The 14,607-nt window shown below is 70.0% G+C and carries 12 protein-coding genes; 5 read left to right on the top strand and 7 right to left on the bottom strand.

Translation table 11 applies throughout. The features are described from left to right. The first annotated feature begins 22 nt into the window (after positions 1-22). The 3 genes from aroA to hisN are packed head-to-tail and all read left to right on the top strand — an operon-like array spanning position 23 to position 3,185. Positions 23-1,345 carry a 3-phosphoshikimate 1-carboxyvinyltransferase gene (gene aroA / locus YWW_RS36790; RefSeq protein WP_026929213.1) on the top strand — a complete coding sequence of 441 codons (1,323 nt, stop codon included), beginning with the start codon at positions 23-25 and terminating at the stop codon, positions 1,343-1,345. Beyond that, positions 1,345-2,337, top strand: a complete 993-nt coding sequence (gene rsgA / locus YWW_RS0104800; RefSeq protein WP_026929212.1) for a ribosome small subunit-dependent GTPase A — start codon at positions 1,345-1,347, stop codon at positions 2,335-2,337. Before aroA ends, rsgA begins: the two co-directional genes overlap by 1 nt. Positions 2,338-2,390: 53 nt before the next feature. Then, positions 2,391-3,185: a histidinol-phosphatase gene (gene hisN / locus YWW_RS0104795; RefSeq protein ID WP_026929211.1), complete on the top strand. Its 795-nt coding sequence runs from the start codon at positions 2,391-2,393 to the stop codon at positions 3,183-3,185. Between the two features lie 18 nt (positions 3,186-3,203). Here hisN and YWW_RS0104790 read toward each other — a convergent pair whose 3' ends face one another. Continuing rightward, on the bottom strand, positions 3,204-4,169 hold the full coding sequence (locus tag YWW_RS0104790; protein WP_026929210.1) for an acetylxylan esterase: 966 nt from the start codon (positions 4,167-4,169) through the stop codon (positions 3,204-3,206). A gap of 461 nt (positions 4,170-4,630) precedes the next feature. Here YWW_RS0104790 and YWW_RS28375 point away from each other — a divergent pair, with 461 nt between their 5' ends. Both YWW_RS28375 and YWW_RS28370 read left to right on the top strand, forming a co-directional pair. Beyond that, complete coding sequence (locus YWW_RS28375) at positions 4,631-5,629, top strand: pectate lyase family protein (RefSeq protein ID WP_035697228.1); 999 nt, start codon at positions 4,631-4,633, stop codon at positions 5,627-5,629. Between the two features lie 299 nt (positions 5,630-5,928). Next, positions 5,929-7,350 carry a pectate lyase family protein gene (locus YWW_RS28370; RefSeq protein WP_081687190.1) on the top strand — a complete coding sequence of 474 codons (1,422 nt, stop codon included), beginning with the start codon at positions 5,929-5,931 and terminating at the stop codon, positions 7,348-7,350. A 275-nt stretch (positions 7,351-7,625) separates the two neighbouring features. Here the strand turns inward: YWW_RS28370 and YWW_RS28365 are convergent, their stop codons facing one another. The 6 genes from YWW_RS28365 to uxaC form a co-directional block, all read right to left on the bottom strand. Continuing rightward, positions 7,626-8,444, bottom strand: coding sequence for an alpha/beta fold hydrolase (locus YWW_RS28365; RefSeq protein ID WP_051325377.1), 819 nt, complete (start codon positions 8,442-8,444; stop codon positions 7,626-7,628). A 54-nt stretch (positions 8,445-8,498) separates the two neighbouring features. Further along, positions 8,499-9,107, bottom strand: coding sequence for a gamma carbonic anhydrase family protein (locus YWW_RS0104770; RefSeq protein WP_026929208.1), 609 nt, complete (start codon positions 9,105-9,107; stop codon positions 8,499-8,501). 269 nt (positions 9,108-9,376) lie between these two features. Further along, a complete protein-coding gene (locus tag YWW_RS0104765) occupies positions 9,377-10,492 on the bottom strand; it encodes a Gfo/Idh/MocA family protein (protein WP_026929207.1) in 1,116 nt (371 codons plus the stop codon). Then, positions 10,492-11,817 (bottom strand): mannitol dehydrogenase family protein, encoded by a 1,326-nt coding sequence (locus tag YWW_RS0104760; RefSeq protein ID WP_162145918.1) that lies wholly within the window; start codon positions 11,815-11,817, stop codon positions 10,492-10,494. The genes YWW_RS0104765 and YWW_RS0104760 overlap by 1 nt, the downstream gene beginning before the upstream one ends. Before the next feature lie 20 nt (positions 11,818-11,837). Further along, on the bottom strand, positions 11,838-13,130 hold the full coding sequence (locus YWW_RS0104755; protein WP_026929205.1) for an enolase C-terminal domain-like protein: 1,293 nt from the start codon (positions 13,128-13,130) through the stop codon (positions 11,838-11,840). Next, the gene (gene uxaC / locus YWW_RS0104750; protein WP_026929204.1) at positions 13,130-14,563 is read right to left on the bottom strand and encodes a glucuronate isomerase; all 1,434 of its coding nucleotides are present in this window, start codon (positions 14,561-14,563) and stop codon (positions 13,130-13,132) included. Before uxaC ends, YWW_RS0104755 begins: the two co-directional genes overlap by 1 nt. Positions 14,564-14,607: the final 44 nt, after the last annotated feature.

Genomic DNA, 14,607 nt, shown 5'->3' with positions numbered 1-14,607 from the left:
GCCGGGCCACTAGAATGGGGCCGTGACAGGAACCGCCGCACCCAAGCAACGCCGATGGACGCCGCCGTACGCCGAGTCCGAGCTCGACGCCGTCGTCCGCGTGCCCGGCTCGAAATCGATGACCGCCCGCGCGCTCGTCCTCGCGAGCCTGGCGAGCGGCCCTTCGACGATCCGACGCCCCCTCTACTCCCGCGACACCCTGCTCATGGTCGACGCCCTGCGCTCGCTCGGCGTCGACGTCGACACCGCCGACGAGGAGCTGTGGACCGTCACCCCCGCCCCGCTCCGCGGCGGCGTCGACGTCGACTGCGGCCTCGCCGGCACCGTCATGCGCTTCCTGCCGCCCGTGGCGGCCCTCGCCGACGGCCCGGTGTCCTTCGACGGCGACCCCCACGCCCGCGAACGCCCCAACGACGGCGTCATCAAGGCCCTGCGCGACCTCGGCGTCCGAGTCGACGACGGCGGCCGCGCCGCCCTGCCGTTCACCGTGAACGCCACCGGCCGCGTCGCGGGAGGCGAACTGGCCGTCGACGCCTCCAAGACGTCCCAGCTGGTCAGCGCCCTGCTCATGGCCGCGCCCCGCTTCGAGCACGGCCTCGACCTGCGCCACGTCGGCGACCGGCCCGTCCCCAGTCGCCCCTACCTCGACATGGTCGTCCAGATGCTGCGCCAGGCCGGCGCCGAGGTCGACGACTCCGAGGAGAACCGCTGGCGCGTCGCGCCCGGCGAGCTGAACGGCCGCGAATGGTCCATCGAACCCGACCTCCAGAACGCCGCCCCGTTCCTGTGCGCCGCCGTCGCCGTCGGCGGCCGCATCACCGTCCTGGACTGGCCCACCGAGACCACCCAGGCCGGCGATCGCATCCGCGACATCCTCGTCGACCTGGGCTCCCGCGTCGAATGGAGCCGCGGCGGCCTCACCGTCATCGGCGCCCCCTCGACCCTGCCGGTCGACCTCGACCTGTCGGACGCCTCCGAGCTCACCCCCTCCTTGGCGGCCCTGTTCGGCCTCAACCGCGGGCCGTCCTCGATCCGCGGCGTCGCCCACATCAGAGGCCACGAGACCGACCGCATCGCCGCGCTGACCAAGGAGCTCACCAAGCTCGGCGCCGAGGTCCTCGAGTACGACGACGGCCTCAAGATCTCCGGCCGGGCTACCCGCCCGATGACCTGGGAGACCTACGCCGACCACCGGATGGCCCACGCGGGCGCCATCGTCGGCCTGGTCACGCCGGGCTTCAAGGTCTCCGACGTCGCCTGCACCTCCAAGACCTGGCCCGACTTCGCCGAAGCCTGGGAGCGGGCGATCCTGCGAGACGGCAACGCGGAAGGCTCGGGCGCCTAGTGCCGCCCCGGGAGTACGACGAGGACGACGTGCGGGTCCGCCCCGCGCGGCGCTCCCGCCCCCGGACCAAGATCCGCCCCAAGCACGACGACGCGAAGGAAGGCTTCGTCACCGCCGTCGACCGGGGCCGCTACACCTGCCTGGTCGACGACACCGCCGTCACCGCGATGAAGGCCCGCGAGCTGGGCAGGCAGTCGATCGTCGTCGGCGACCGCGCCGCCCTGGTCGGCGATCTGACCGGCCGCGAGGGCACGCTCGCCAGAGTCGTCCGCATCGCCCCCAGGCACGGCGAGCTGCGCCGCTCGGCCGACGACGAGAACTCGAACGAGCGCGTCGTGGTCGCCAACGTCGACCAGCTGGTGATCGTCGCGAGCCTCGTCGACCCGCCGCTGCGCTACGGCTTCGTCGACCGCTGCCTGGTGGCCGCCTACGACGCCGACGTCGCCCCGGTGCTGTGCCTGACCAAGACCGACCTCGCGCCCGAACTCGTCGCCGAAGTCGAGGCCTACTACTCCCAGCTCGAGCTGACGACGGTCACCACCAGGCCCGAGGAGCCGCTGGAGGACCTCCAAGGCCTCCTGGCCGGCAAGGAGAACGTGTTCTTCGGGCATTCGGGGGTCGGCAAGTCCACCCTCATCAACCGGCTCGTGCCCGGCGCCGGGCGCGCCGTCGGCGAGGTCCGCTCGATCGGCAAGGGCAGCCACACCTCGACCAGCACCGTGGCGCTCGAACTGCCCGGCGGCGGCTGGGTCATCGACACCCCCGGCGTCCGCTCCTTCGGGCTCGCCCACGTCACCCCCGATTCGATTCTCAAGGCCTTCCCCGAGCTCGAGGCGATCGCCGCCGACTGCCCGCGCGGGTGCACGCACACGCCCGAGATCGGCGACTGCGCGCTCGACGCGGCGATCGGACCGGACGATCAGGCGGCCGGCCGCCTGGCCTCGTTCCGGCGGATGCTCGCCTCGCTGGCCGAGGCCGACGGCAAGAACTGAGCGGCGCGCAATCGAGCCGGGGCCCGGATCGGCCGCGACTGTAGGATGAGCGCATGCCCACCTCGAGCTACAACGACGATCTCGGCCTCGCGCACCTCCTCGCGGACAGCGCCGCCCGGATCGGCTCGGAGCGGTTCCGCTCCTCGGACCTGCGCATCTCCACCAAACCGGACATGACCGAGGTCTCGGACGCGGACACCACCATCGAGGAGGTCATCCGCTCGACCCTCTCCCGTGCCAGGCCCAGGGACGGCGTCTACGGCGAAGAGTTCGGCGACAACCCGGGCGCCTCGGGCCGCAAGTGGGTCGTCGACCCGATCGACGCCACCCGCAACTACGTTCGCGGCGTGCCGATCTGGGCTACGCTCATCGCCCTGTTCGACCGCGGCGAGCCGGTCGTCGGGGTCGTCAGCGCCCCCGCGCTCGGGCGGCGCTGGTGGGCCATGAAGGGCGCGGGCGCCTTCGCCGGGCGCGACCAGCGCGCCGGCAAGCGGATCCAGGTCTCGCAGGTCGCGAAGCTCTCCGACGCCTCGGTGAGCATCTCCTCGATCACGGGCTGGACGAAGGTGGGCCGCGAGGGCGCGATGCTGGCGATGCTGCACGAGGCCTGGCGCGAGCGCGGCTTCGGCGACTTCTACTCCTACGTGCTGCTCGCCGAGGGCAGTGTCGACATCGCGGCCGAACCGGAAGTGGCGCTGTGGGATCTGGCGCCGCTGGCGCTGATCGTCGAGGAGGCCGGGGGCGCCTTCACCGACCTCAAGGGCCGTCCGGGGCCGGACGGCGGCTCCGCTCTGGCGACCAACGGCCTGCTGCACGAGCATGCGATGGAGCGCCTCGGGATCCGCTGAGCCGGCCCCCGGCCCGCTTCACCTGCCGGCGAGGAACTTCAGGTGCTCGCCGCGTTGGTGGACGCCGCCGCCTTCGTGCTTGTTCCACGGCCACACGGTGATCCGCTTCTCGCCCTGCCAGCGGTTGTAGGCGGCGAAGACCGTCGAGGGCGGGCAGATGTCGTCCATGAGGCCCACCGAGTACAGCGCCGGGGCGGTGCCCCGGGCCGCGAAGTGCACGCCGTCGAAGTACGACAGCGTCCCGAAGACCTCGTCCTCGCGCAGCCGCTGCCCGGCGAGGAACTCGACGAGCTCCTGGTAGGGGAAGCCGTCGGTGATCTCGACGGCGCGGCGGAAGTGGGTCAGGAACGGCACGTCGACGACCGCGCCGGCCACGTCGTCGCGCAGGCCGGCAACCGCTTGGGTGATGCCGCCGCCCTGGCTGCCGCCGAGGACGACGATGCGGTCGGGGTCGACGGCCTCGTGGCCCTTGGCGACGTCGACGGCGCGGACGGCGTCGGTGAAGACGCGCCGGTAGTAGTAGTGCTCGGGCGATTCGAGGCCCTGGGTCATCCAGCCGCCGCGGGTGGGGCCGGTGCCGCCGTAGGGGTCGCCGGTGTCGCCGGGCTGCCAGTTGCCGTAGCCCTGGCCGCGGGTGTCCATGACCAGGTGGGCCCAGCCCGCGGAGGGGTACATGGTGTGGGCCCAGGGCACCGAGCGGCCGCCGGAGTAGCCGATGTACTCCACGACGCACGGCAGTGGACGCTCGACGCCCTTGGGGAGCACGAGCCAGCCCTTGATGGGGTGGCCGCCGAAGCCGGCGAAGGTGAGGTCGAAGACCTCGACGGCGGTCAGTCCCGCGTCGATCGCCTCGAGCCGGACGTCGAGGTCGTGCTCGGCCGCCTCGCCGAGGGTGCGCTTCCAGAACTCGTCGAAATCGGCCGGTTCGGGGACGTCGGGCCGGTAGTCGCGGAGCTGGTCGAGCGGTAGGTCGAAAAGTGCCATGGCATGTTTCTAGCACAGGGGCACGAGAAAGGCCACATGCTCGAACAGCATCGAACATCTCGGCAGAGGCATCGCCGTATCGTCCATATTGCTGTTACAGATTGTGTATTTTTCCCTTACACCCCTAATGTGATAGAAAGTCAGAACGCTCCTTCGCGAGCGGACGTCCGGACCCGGCGCGCGGCGACGCTCCCTCGAGCGCCGCCGAAGGACCCGCCGGGCCGCCCTCGCGACCTCGGGCCGCAGGTGGCCGCCGACACGAGGTCGGGACGGCTGCGCAAGCACAACGCTTATACCCCTTCTGATCTGGATTGCATAGCGCAAACGCTTGCATTCCGATAGGGGTAGCGATAACATACATTGACACATTTGAATGCCCTGTGACGACGGCGCCCGCGGGCCACGGCTTCGCGAGCCTCACCGCCAAGGGGCGCAAATCCATCGACCGAGAGGACGAAAACGTGAGCACCAACCCGGCAGTTCCGCGAGTCAAGCGGCGCGTGCTCCTCGCTTCCACCGCTGGGGCCGCCGCGGCCGCCAGCGGCATCGGCGTCTGGGCGACCCAGAGCGCGGGCGCCGAGAGCAACCCGCGGCCCGCCTCGGGCGGCGACGCCGCCCCGTTCCAGGGCAGCGTCCAGGGATGGGCGAGCCAGAACGGCGGCGTCACGGGCGGCTCCCAGGAGACCCCCGTCTCGAGCGCCGACGAGTTTCTCTCCGCCATCAGCGAAGGCGGCCTCATCGTCCGCCTGAGCGGGTCGATCTCCATCGACGGCATGAACGACGTCGCCTCGGACACGACGATCATCGGCGACTCGGGCGCCACGATCACCGGCGGCGGCCTCGACATGAGCGGCCAGAGCAACATCATCATCACGAATCTGACCTTCGACGACTGGGGCGATGACGCGATCAACGTCCAGGAGAGCTCGACGAACATCTGGATCCACCACAACACCTTCGGCGTCGGCAACGACGGCTGCCTCGACATCAAGCGCGAGTCGGACTTCATCACCGTGGCGTGGAACCTGTTCGACGGGCACGACAAGAACATGCTCCTCGGGCACTCCGACGACCACACCGCCGACCGGGGCCACCTGCGGGTGACCTACCACCACAACTACTTCAACGGCACCAACCAGCGCAACCCGCGGGTGCGCTTCGGCGAGGGCGTCCACGTGGTGAACAACTACTACCGCGACATCGGCTCGTACGGCGTCGCGACCACCATGGACGCCGGAGTCATCCTGGAGGCCAACTACTTCGAGAACGTCGACACCCCGGTCGAGATCGGGACGGGCGACTCCGATCCCGGCCGCCTGGTGGCGATCGACAACTACCTCGACAACTCCAGCGAGCCGGAGCAGAACGGCAGCGTCTCGACGGACCTGCCGTACTCGTTCCCGGTGGACCCGGCCGACCAGATCGCCTCCATCGTGAGCGGCGGAGCGGGCGCGAGCTAGTCCCTCCAAGCACAACCGCATCTCGGGGCCGACGGCATGCCGTCGGCCCCTTTCGGCGTCTTCAGCATCTAATTCGGACGCAGGACTTGCAAACGTTATCCGCCTGCCGCTACGATCCCTTGTATATCGAGGTCTCTAAATATATAGATCACCTCGCCTCCGGAGGGTCCGCGCAGCCGGCCGCTCCGGCCTCCCGTTCAACCTCGACCCCGATCCGGCGGAACCGGATCGGGAGGCAGATCCATAACCCCGCAAGCAATCGCTTGCACTTCCTCTCAACCCGAAAAGGTCATAACGACATGGACAACAACCTCCTCGGCAGCAGATACTCGCGCCGCCGCTTCTGGAAGGTCGCCGGGCTCACGGCGGCCGTACCGGTGGCCGCCTCCTCGGGCCTCCTGCTCGCCAACCCGGCACAGGCGGTGCAGACGGACACCTGGTACAAGCTCGTCAGCCGCCACTCCGGCCTCGTCCTCGACATCCTCGACATCTCCACCGCGGCGGGCGCCGAGCTCATCCAGTGGAACGACACCGGCACCCAGAACCAGCAGTTCCGCTTCATCGACGCGGGCGGCGGCTACTACCGCATCCAGGCCAGGCACTCCGGTCTGGTCCTCGACGTGTGGGAGTGGAACCCCGACAACGGCGCGACCATCGTGCAGTTCGACGACCTGGGCGGCACCAACCAGCAGTGGCAGGTCCGCGAGAGCGGCGGCTACGCCGGCTTCGTCAACCGCTTCTCCGGCAAGGCCCTCGACGTCTGGGAGTGGTCGACCGAACCCGGCTCCCGCATCTCCCAGTACGACGACACCGGCGGCTGGAACCAGCAGTGGCAGCTCGTCGAAGTCGGCGACGGCGGCGACCCGGACCCCGACCCGCCCGGCGGCCTGGTCGGCTGGGCCACCCAGAACGGCGGCACCACCGGCGGCGGCAGCGCTTCGCCGATCAACGTCTCCTCCGCCGGGGCGCTGGCGGACGCGGTGAGCGGCAGCTCGTCGAGGGTTGTCCGTGTGAGCGGTACCATCAACCTGGGCGACATGACCGACGTCGGCTCCAACGTCACGATCATCGGCGCCTCCGGCGCCAGGATCACCGGGGGCGGCTTCCACCTCAGCGGCTCGCACAACGTCATCATCACCAACCTGACGTTCGACGACTGGGACGACGACGCCATCAACATCCAGGACGGCTCGACGAACATCTGGGTCGACCACAACACCTTCGGGACCGGTTATGACGGCTCGTGCGACGTCAAGCGAGAGTCGGACTTCGTCACCGTGTCGTGGAACCGCTTCAACGGCAGCGAGAAGAACATGCTGCTCGGCCACTCCGACGGCCACACCGCCGACCGCGGCCACCTGCGGGTGACCTATCACCACAACTACTTCAACGGCACCAACTCGCGCAACCCGCGCGTGCGCTTCGGCGACCCGGTCCACGTCTACAACAACTACTACCGGAACGTCAGCGGCTACGGCTGCGCCACCACGATGGACGCCGGTGTCATCTTCGAAGGCAACTACATCGAGAACACCGACAACCCCGTCGAGATCGGCTACGCCGACTCCGACCCCGGGCGCTGCGTCTCCAGGAACAACCACCTGGTGGGCTCGCCGACCCCGGCATCGAGCGGCTCGGTGCAGGGAGTGCCCTACGGCTACTCCCTCGACACGCCCTCGCAGATCGCCTCGATCGTCAGCGGCGGTGCCGGCGCCCGTTAAAGGAGGAACACGAAACGCCGAGGGCCTGGCCCCCAAGCCCGGCGAGGCGGTATCCGAGTCCGTTTGTTCGCTCGCAGTGCCAGGTCATGGCTCGCGAGCAAGGCGAAGGGGCGTCCAGATTCAGCACCGGGATCTGGGCGTCCCGAAAACGCGGCCTTCCTTTCAGGGCGAGCGCAGCGAGCACGATGTCGGGTGGTGGTGGGCGACGGGCACACGGCTTGTGGCCGCGCAGCGGCGTCCGGTTCGGGTGGTGGTGGGCGACGGGCGGGCCCCCCTCATAGCCCAACGGCCCCGAGCTGATTCAAGAATCGCAGGATCCCAGCCGTGGTCTCCTCGGGGTTTTCCAGCGGAGGGAGGTGACCTGCGTTCGAGACCAGGTTGAACGTCGCCTCCGGAATCTCATCGGCCATCGCCTGCATCGAGGCGCGTGGGGTGCGTGTGTCATCCGTTCCGATGAGAAGCAGGGTTGGAAGATCCACGATCGATTGCAGTAGAGGCGTACTGTCGGCGCGGTCGCGCATGGCCTCCAGTGCTTCAATGATCCCTGTCGCGGACGGGCGCTCCATCATCTGCCCAAGCCGCCGCCTGACTCCGGCGGGCGAGCCCTCTGCCAGGAACTTCGACGCCAGTTCATCCGCGAGCCCGCTCGCATCGCCGTTTCGCACACGGGCGATCATGTCGTTGCGGCTCGCCTTCCGCTCAGCCGAATCAGCCTCCGTCCGCGCGTCCAGGACGATGAGCCCGGCCACGTGCCGGCGGTGCCGGCGAAGGAATTCGAAAGCGACGTAAGCGCCCATGCTCAGCCCGCACAGCACGGTGCGACCGATGTCGAGGGCGTCGAGCAGGGCCGCGAGGTCGTCGGCATAGACGTTCATGCTGTAGCCGTCCTCGGCGGCCTCGCTGAGGCCCATGCCGCGCAGATCCGGCGCGATCCGCCGCCAACCCTCGAGCCCGACGACCTGGCCCCGCCACATCGTGCGGTCGAACATGAAGCCGTGAATGAACAGAATCGCAGGCCCCTTGCCCACATCGTCATAGGCGAGGCGGACGCCGTTCACGGCGATGTGCCTGGGTTCGGGTGTGCGCTCACTCATCGGGCGTCGTGAAAGCCGAGGCGGGCCATGTCGGCGCGACGGGGTACCCGCGTGCTACAACTCCTTGTCATCGCGGTGGTCGGCGAGCCCGGTCGTCTCGCGGCGTGTGACGTCCATCATGTCCATATCGACGCCACCGCCAGTCTGGCGCTGCAGCCCATAGACCTGTTGGGAGAAGTTCATCCGGCTCAGGATCGCCTCGATCTTCTCGTGCTTGTCAGGCGGGAGGATCTCGGCGGGGTCGCCGACGGCCACCCACATGATCGGGACGAGCGAGTCGGGCGGAAGGACACTGCGGACGTGGACGACACCGTCGATGCGGACCTCTGTGCGTCGGCCGACCCGCGCGGCCTGATAGATCTTGACACCCGTGGCGAGGAAGCATTCGTCCCCGACAGTGCAGCCCTTGAGCGACGAATGCGGTCCTATTAGGATGTTGTCGCCGATCTCGACGGCGTCGCTGTCCGTGCTGCGGATGTTCAGGTTCTCGCGAATCACGCACTGCGTACCGATGCGCACCGGCATGCCATGAGCCTCGATCACCGCCCCGTAGGAGACGTGAGTTCGCGCGCCGATCGTCACGTCTCCGCAGATGACCGCAGTGGGTGCGATATATGCGGTCGGATCGATGCTGGGTCGTTTGCCTTGGTGTTCGATCAGCATGAGCAACCCCCTGGCGGTATGGCCGGGAACTGGCCTGAAATGTGAATGAGGCACACGCCTGGTGCGCCGGGTCGAGCGATTCAGCCGACAGGCACCGCAACGGCCCGCAATCGCGACCGCCTCCACCCGGCTCTTCCGTGCTTACCCGGGCGGACCCGACGCAATCGCCGACTTGCCGTGATGGCTGTCACGCGCGATCATCCCGCTTGACTCAGTCGGGCGGACGCGGCCGAAGGCCGCCCGGTCGAAACCGGGAGCCCCTCGATCGTCTAGGCCCAGGGGAACCCGAGCTCGCCGAACAGCTTGCCGTCCTTCGCGGCCCGCTCGACCGCGGTGTCCGCGTCGTCGAGCAGCGTCACCGGGTCATCGCCGACGCGCCGCAGATGCGACTCGTCGACCAGGCGCGGGACCGGGTCGTTCAGGACCCGCTCCAGAACACCCGTGAAGGTCTTGGCCCGCCGCAGCCCCGAGATGAGGCCGACGCCCCGCTGGCGGTGCAGGATCAGGTTGTCGAGCAGGTCGGTGCGGCCGTACTGCTTCGGCTCGTCCTCCCCGGGCAGGCGCAGCCTGTCGGTGGGGTACTGGAGCCACGCCTCGCCCTCGGTGCCGCGCACATAGATGTCGCCCTCGATCTTGCGGTCCCCGCACAGGGTCACGGCGACGGTGACGGTGACGCCGCCCTTGTTGAGCCCGCGCCAGGCGGCGGTGTCGTCGACCTCGACCGCCGGGCGGCACCGCAGCCGCTCCAGTTCGATCTCGCCGTCCATCGGCCAGTCCCCCGCGATCGCCAGCGCCTGCTGGGAGGCGTGCGCGAACGGGTTCGCCAGCGCGCCGTCCGCGATGAGGACGCCGTTCGCCTCCCGCTTGCCCGCCCACGGGGAGCGGCGGTAGTAGGAGTCGGGTCTGCGCCAGGACCCGGCGACGCCGACGGCCTCGAGCCGCCCGAGCCGCCCGGCCTCCATCGCGTCGCGCAGCGCGGTGAACGCGTGCGAGCCGAGCGCCTGGAAGCCGACCTGGACGGCCCGGCCGGTCTCGACCATGACGTCGTAGAGCAGCCCGTACTCCTCGAGCGAGGCCACCGGCGGCTTCTCGAGGTAGACGTCGGCGCCGTGGCGCATCGCGGCGGAGGCGATCGGCAGGTGCGTCGGCGGCGGCGTGGCGATGATGACGATGTGGGGCTCGGTGGCCTCCAGCATCCGCTCGTAGTCGTCGAAGACCGGGGTGTCGCCGATGGGGATGTCGGCGTTCTCGGCGATCTCGGCGGTGTCGCACAGGCCGACGAGCTCCAAAGCGCCCGCTCGCCGCCTCGGTTCGATGGTGCGTCGGTGGTGCAGGCCGTAGCCGTTCGCACCGACCAGGGCGATGCGAGGGATGCGAAGGTCCATCAGAGGCTCTCCAAAGTCTGGGCCGCTCCGTGCCGGTCGAGATCGGCCAGCCACGCCGCTGTGGCCTGTCGCAGTTCGTCGTTGGACGCGACCGGTTCGGGAACGACCTGCCGGACTCTGAGGATAGCGTCTACCAGATCGGCGGGCCGGGCCCCGGCGTCGGCCAGGCTCCGGCGCAGGACGGGCGCGAGCGGGTCGTCCAGCGGCAGGCTCGCGCCGTCGTCGGCCCGCCCGGCGCAGAAGCGGATCCAAGCGGCCAGCGGCAGCGCGATGAGCTCGGGCCGCACCCCGGCCGCGGTGAGGTCGGCGATGGTCGCGAAGAGCCGCTGCGGGAGCTTCTGGCTGCCGTCCATGGCGACCTGGAGGCACCGGTGCCTGATGCCGGGGTTGGCGAAGCGTTCGAGCACGGACCGCCCGTAGGCGACGGTGCTCTGCCCGTCGGGCGGCGTGAAGCTGGGCGCGATCTGCTCGGCGATGAGGCGCTCGGCGAAGCCGCGGGCGCCGGGGAGCGCGAGGGCGTCGCCGATGGTCTCGACGCCCGCGAGCGCGCCGAGGTAGGCGAGCGTGGAGTGGACGCCGTTGAGGGTGCGCAGTTTCAGGCGCTCCCAGCCGGCGACGTCGCCGGTGAAGGTCGCGTCCCACTCCGGCCTCGGCCCGGCGAAGCGGTCCTCGATGACCCACTGGGAGAACGGCTCGGCCTCGACGGCGGCGGCGTCGGCGAGGCCGAGCGCCTCGGCGGCGCGGTCGTACGTGGCCTGTGTGGAGGCCGGGACGATCCGGTCGACCATGGTCGAGGGGAAGGTGACGTGCTTGTCGGCCCAGGCGCGGGTGCGGTCGTCGAGGAGCGGTTCGACGGCGGCTCGGGTGGTCTCGCCGTTGTCGGGCAGGTTGTCGCAGCACAGGATCGTCACCGGGGCCCCGCTCTGCTCGGCCCGGCGCGCCAGTCCTCTCGCGAGGAGGCCGGGGACGCCGTCGGGGTCGCGGTAGGCCTTCTCGGTGACGGTGAGGGTGACGACGTGGGTGTCCTCGGCGGCGACGAGGCCGATCGCGCGCTCGGTCTCGGTGGCGAGGTGGAGCGTGTCGACGATGGAGCCGACCACGCGCACCGAGGCGCCGTCGGGCCCGAGCGTGGCGACCGTGTAGAGCCCGTCCTGGGCGGCGAGGGCGTCGATGACCTCGCGGGAGCGCGGCGCGGCGATCGTGATGCCCCAGTCGGTGTCGTCGGTGTAGACGGCCTGGTGGGCGCGGTGGAAGGCGCCGGCGCCGATGTGGAGCACGCCGGAGCGGGCGGGGCGCGCGCCCGGAACGCGGACGGTTCCGGGCACGCTCGCGAGCGTTCTGCTGTTCAGGCTTTCCACGCGGGTCCGTTCGGGAAGGAGTACTCGGCGATCGACTCGTCTTTGAGCGTGACGGAGTAGCCCGGCTGCGTGGGCAGCCGGTAGCGGCCGTCGACGACGGTGACCGGGTCGGTGTAGTGCTCGTGGAGGTGGTCGACGTACTCGATCATGCGGCCCTCGAGGGTCTTGCCGACGCGGAGGTACTCGAACATGCCCAGGTGCTGGACGTATTCGCACAGTCCGACGCCGCCGGCGTGCGGGCAGACCTCGACGCCGCGCTTGGCGGCCATGAGGAGCGTGGCGAGGACCTCGGGGATGCCGCCGACGCGGCAGGCGTCGATCTGGCAGACGCGGATGGCCTCGGCCTGGAGCAGCTGCTTGAAGATGACGCGGTTGGCGGCGACCTCGCCGGTGGCGACGCGGATCGGGGCGACCGAGGCGGCGATCCTGGCGTGGCCGAGGACGTCGTCGGGGTGGGTGGGCTCCTCGATCCAGTACGGGTCGTAGGCGGCCAGGCGCCCCATGTTCTCGACGGCCTCGGGGACCGACCAGATCTGGTTGGCGTCCATCATGAGCAGCCGGTCGGGGCCGATGATGTCGCGGATGATCCCGGCGCGGCGCACGTCGTCGGCGACGTCGGGCGAGCCGACCTTCATCTTGACGGCCGTCCAGCCTTCGGCGACGGCGGTCTCGGTGAGGGCCTTGACCTTCTCGTCGGGGTAGCCGAGCCAGCCGACCGAGGTCGTGTAGGACGGGAAGCCGTCCTTCTCGAGCACGGCCAGGCGCTCGGCGTAGCCCTGGCGTCCGGCGTCGAGGATGGCCTCGGCCTCGGCGGGGGTGAGCTCGTCGACGATGTGGCGGTAGTCGATCTGGGCGGCCAGCTCGGCGGAGTCCATCTCGGCCAGGAGGCGCCACATCGGCTTGCCCTCGAGTTTGGCGCGCAGGTCCCACACGGCGTTGACGATGGCGCCGACGGCCATGTGGGTGGCGCCCTTCTCGGGGCCGAGCCAGCGGATCTGCGGCTCCTGGGCGAGGGAGCGGGTGAAGTCGACCGGATTGTCGAAGATGTCTTCGAGCGTCCGGCCGACCACCAGGTGCGCAAGCGCTTGCACCGCCGCGCAGGTGATCTCGTTGCCCCTGCCGCCGGTGAAGGTGAACCCAGTGCCGGTCGGCCCGCCGTCGGTGAACAGTTCGACGTACGTGGCCGAGTAGTCGGCGCGGTTGATCGAGTCGGAGCCGTCGGCCGCCGCCGCTGTCGGGAAGCGGACGTCGTGCACTTCGAGGCGTTCGATCTTCGTCATCACTGTTCCATTCTGTAGATCTTGCGAGGGAGGTTGTATGCCAGGTCGACCGCGACTTCGGCGGCCTCGTCCTCGGTCATGCGGTGCTCGGCGACCAGGCGCGCGAGGAAGGCGGCGTCGACGCGGCGGGCCAGGTCGTGGCGGGCCGGGATGGAGCAGAACGCGCGGGTGTCGTCGACGAAGCCGGCCGTGTTGTAGAAGCCGGCGGTCTCGTGGACGGCCTCCCTGAAGCGGCGCATGCCTTCGGGGGAGTCGAGGAACCACCACGGGGCGCCGATGAACACCGAAGCGTAGCCGCCGGCGAGCGGCGCGAGCTCGCGGCTGAAGACGGTCTCGTCGAGCGTGTACAGGACGACGCGGAAACGCGGGTCGTTGCCGAAGGCGTCGAGCAGCGGCTTGAGGCCGAGGGTGTACTCGCCGGCCGAAGGGATGTCGCCGCCCACGTCGCGGCCCCATCCTTCGTAGAGCCACTTGTTGTGGTTGCGGTCCGAACCGGGGTGCAGCTGCATGACCAGGCCGTCCTCGACGCTCATGCGGGCGAACTCGACCAGCATGTGCGCGGGGAACATCCGCATCTCGGACTCTTCGGCCTCGCCTTTGAGCGCCTTGTGGAAGATCTCGGCGGCCTTCGCCGGGTCGTCGACGGCGGCGGCGGTCCTGTTGCCGTGGTCCGAGCACGTGGCCCCGGCGGCGATGAAGTCCTGGCGGCGGGCGCGCAGGGCGTCGAGGAAGCCGTCGAAGGTCGTGGTGTCGCGCCCGGTGATCTCGCCGAGCTGCTTGACGCGCTCGGCCCAGCCGGGCCAGTCGGGTTCGACGAGGTTGTCGGGCCGGAAGGTGGTGACGACCTTGCCGCCCCGGCCGCCCCACTTGCGGCCGTCGGCGACCGGCAGGGCCTCGAGTTCGGCGTGCGGCTCGAGCGAGTCGACCGGCGTCTCGGTGGTGGCGAGGACCTCGATGTTGAACCGGTCGAACAGGGCCCGGGGCCGGTAGGCCGGTTCGGTGAGGCGGGCCGAGAGGTGGTCGTAGAACTCGTCGGCGGTCTCGGCGCGGAGGTTCTTGTAGATCCCGAAGACCTCGGCGAAGGTGTAGTCGAGCCACAGCTTCGACGGGGTGCCGCGGAACAGGTGGTAGTTCTCGGCGAAGCGCCGCCAGATCGTGCGCCCGTCGACCTCGGACGGCTCGCCCGTCGCCGAGGGCACGCCGAGCTGGTCGGGGGTGTATCCCTGGCTGTAGAGCATCCGGGTGAGGTAGTGGTCGGGGACGACGAACAGCCGCGCCGGGTCGGGGAAGGGCCGGTTCTCCGAGATCAGCCTGGGGTCGACGTGCCCGTGCGGGCTCACCAGCGGCAGCTCGGTCGTGCGCTGGTGGATCTCCCTGGCGATGGCGCGGGTGCGCTCGTCGGCGGGGAAGAGGCGGTCAGGGTGCAGCGTCATGGTGCGTTCGCTCCGGTTCTGGACGGCGGTTGGGTGACGGCGTG

Source organism: Glycomyces tenuis DSM 44171, assembly GCF_000427885.1.
In the GTDB taxonomy this organism is placed as follows: Bacteria; Actinomycetota; Actinomycetes; order Mycobacteriales; family Micromonosporaceae; genus Glycomyces; species Glycomyces tenuis.
Note: the sequence above shows the minus strand (reverse complement) of the source record. Positions and strands in the feature narration are given on the sequence as shown.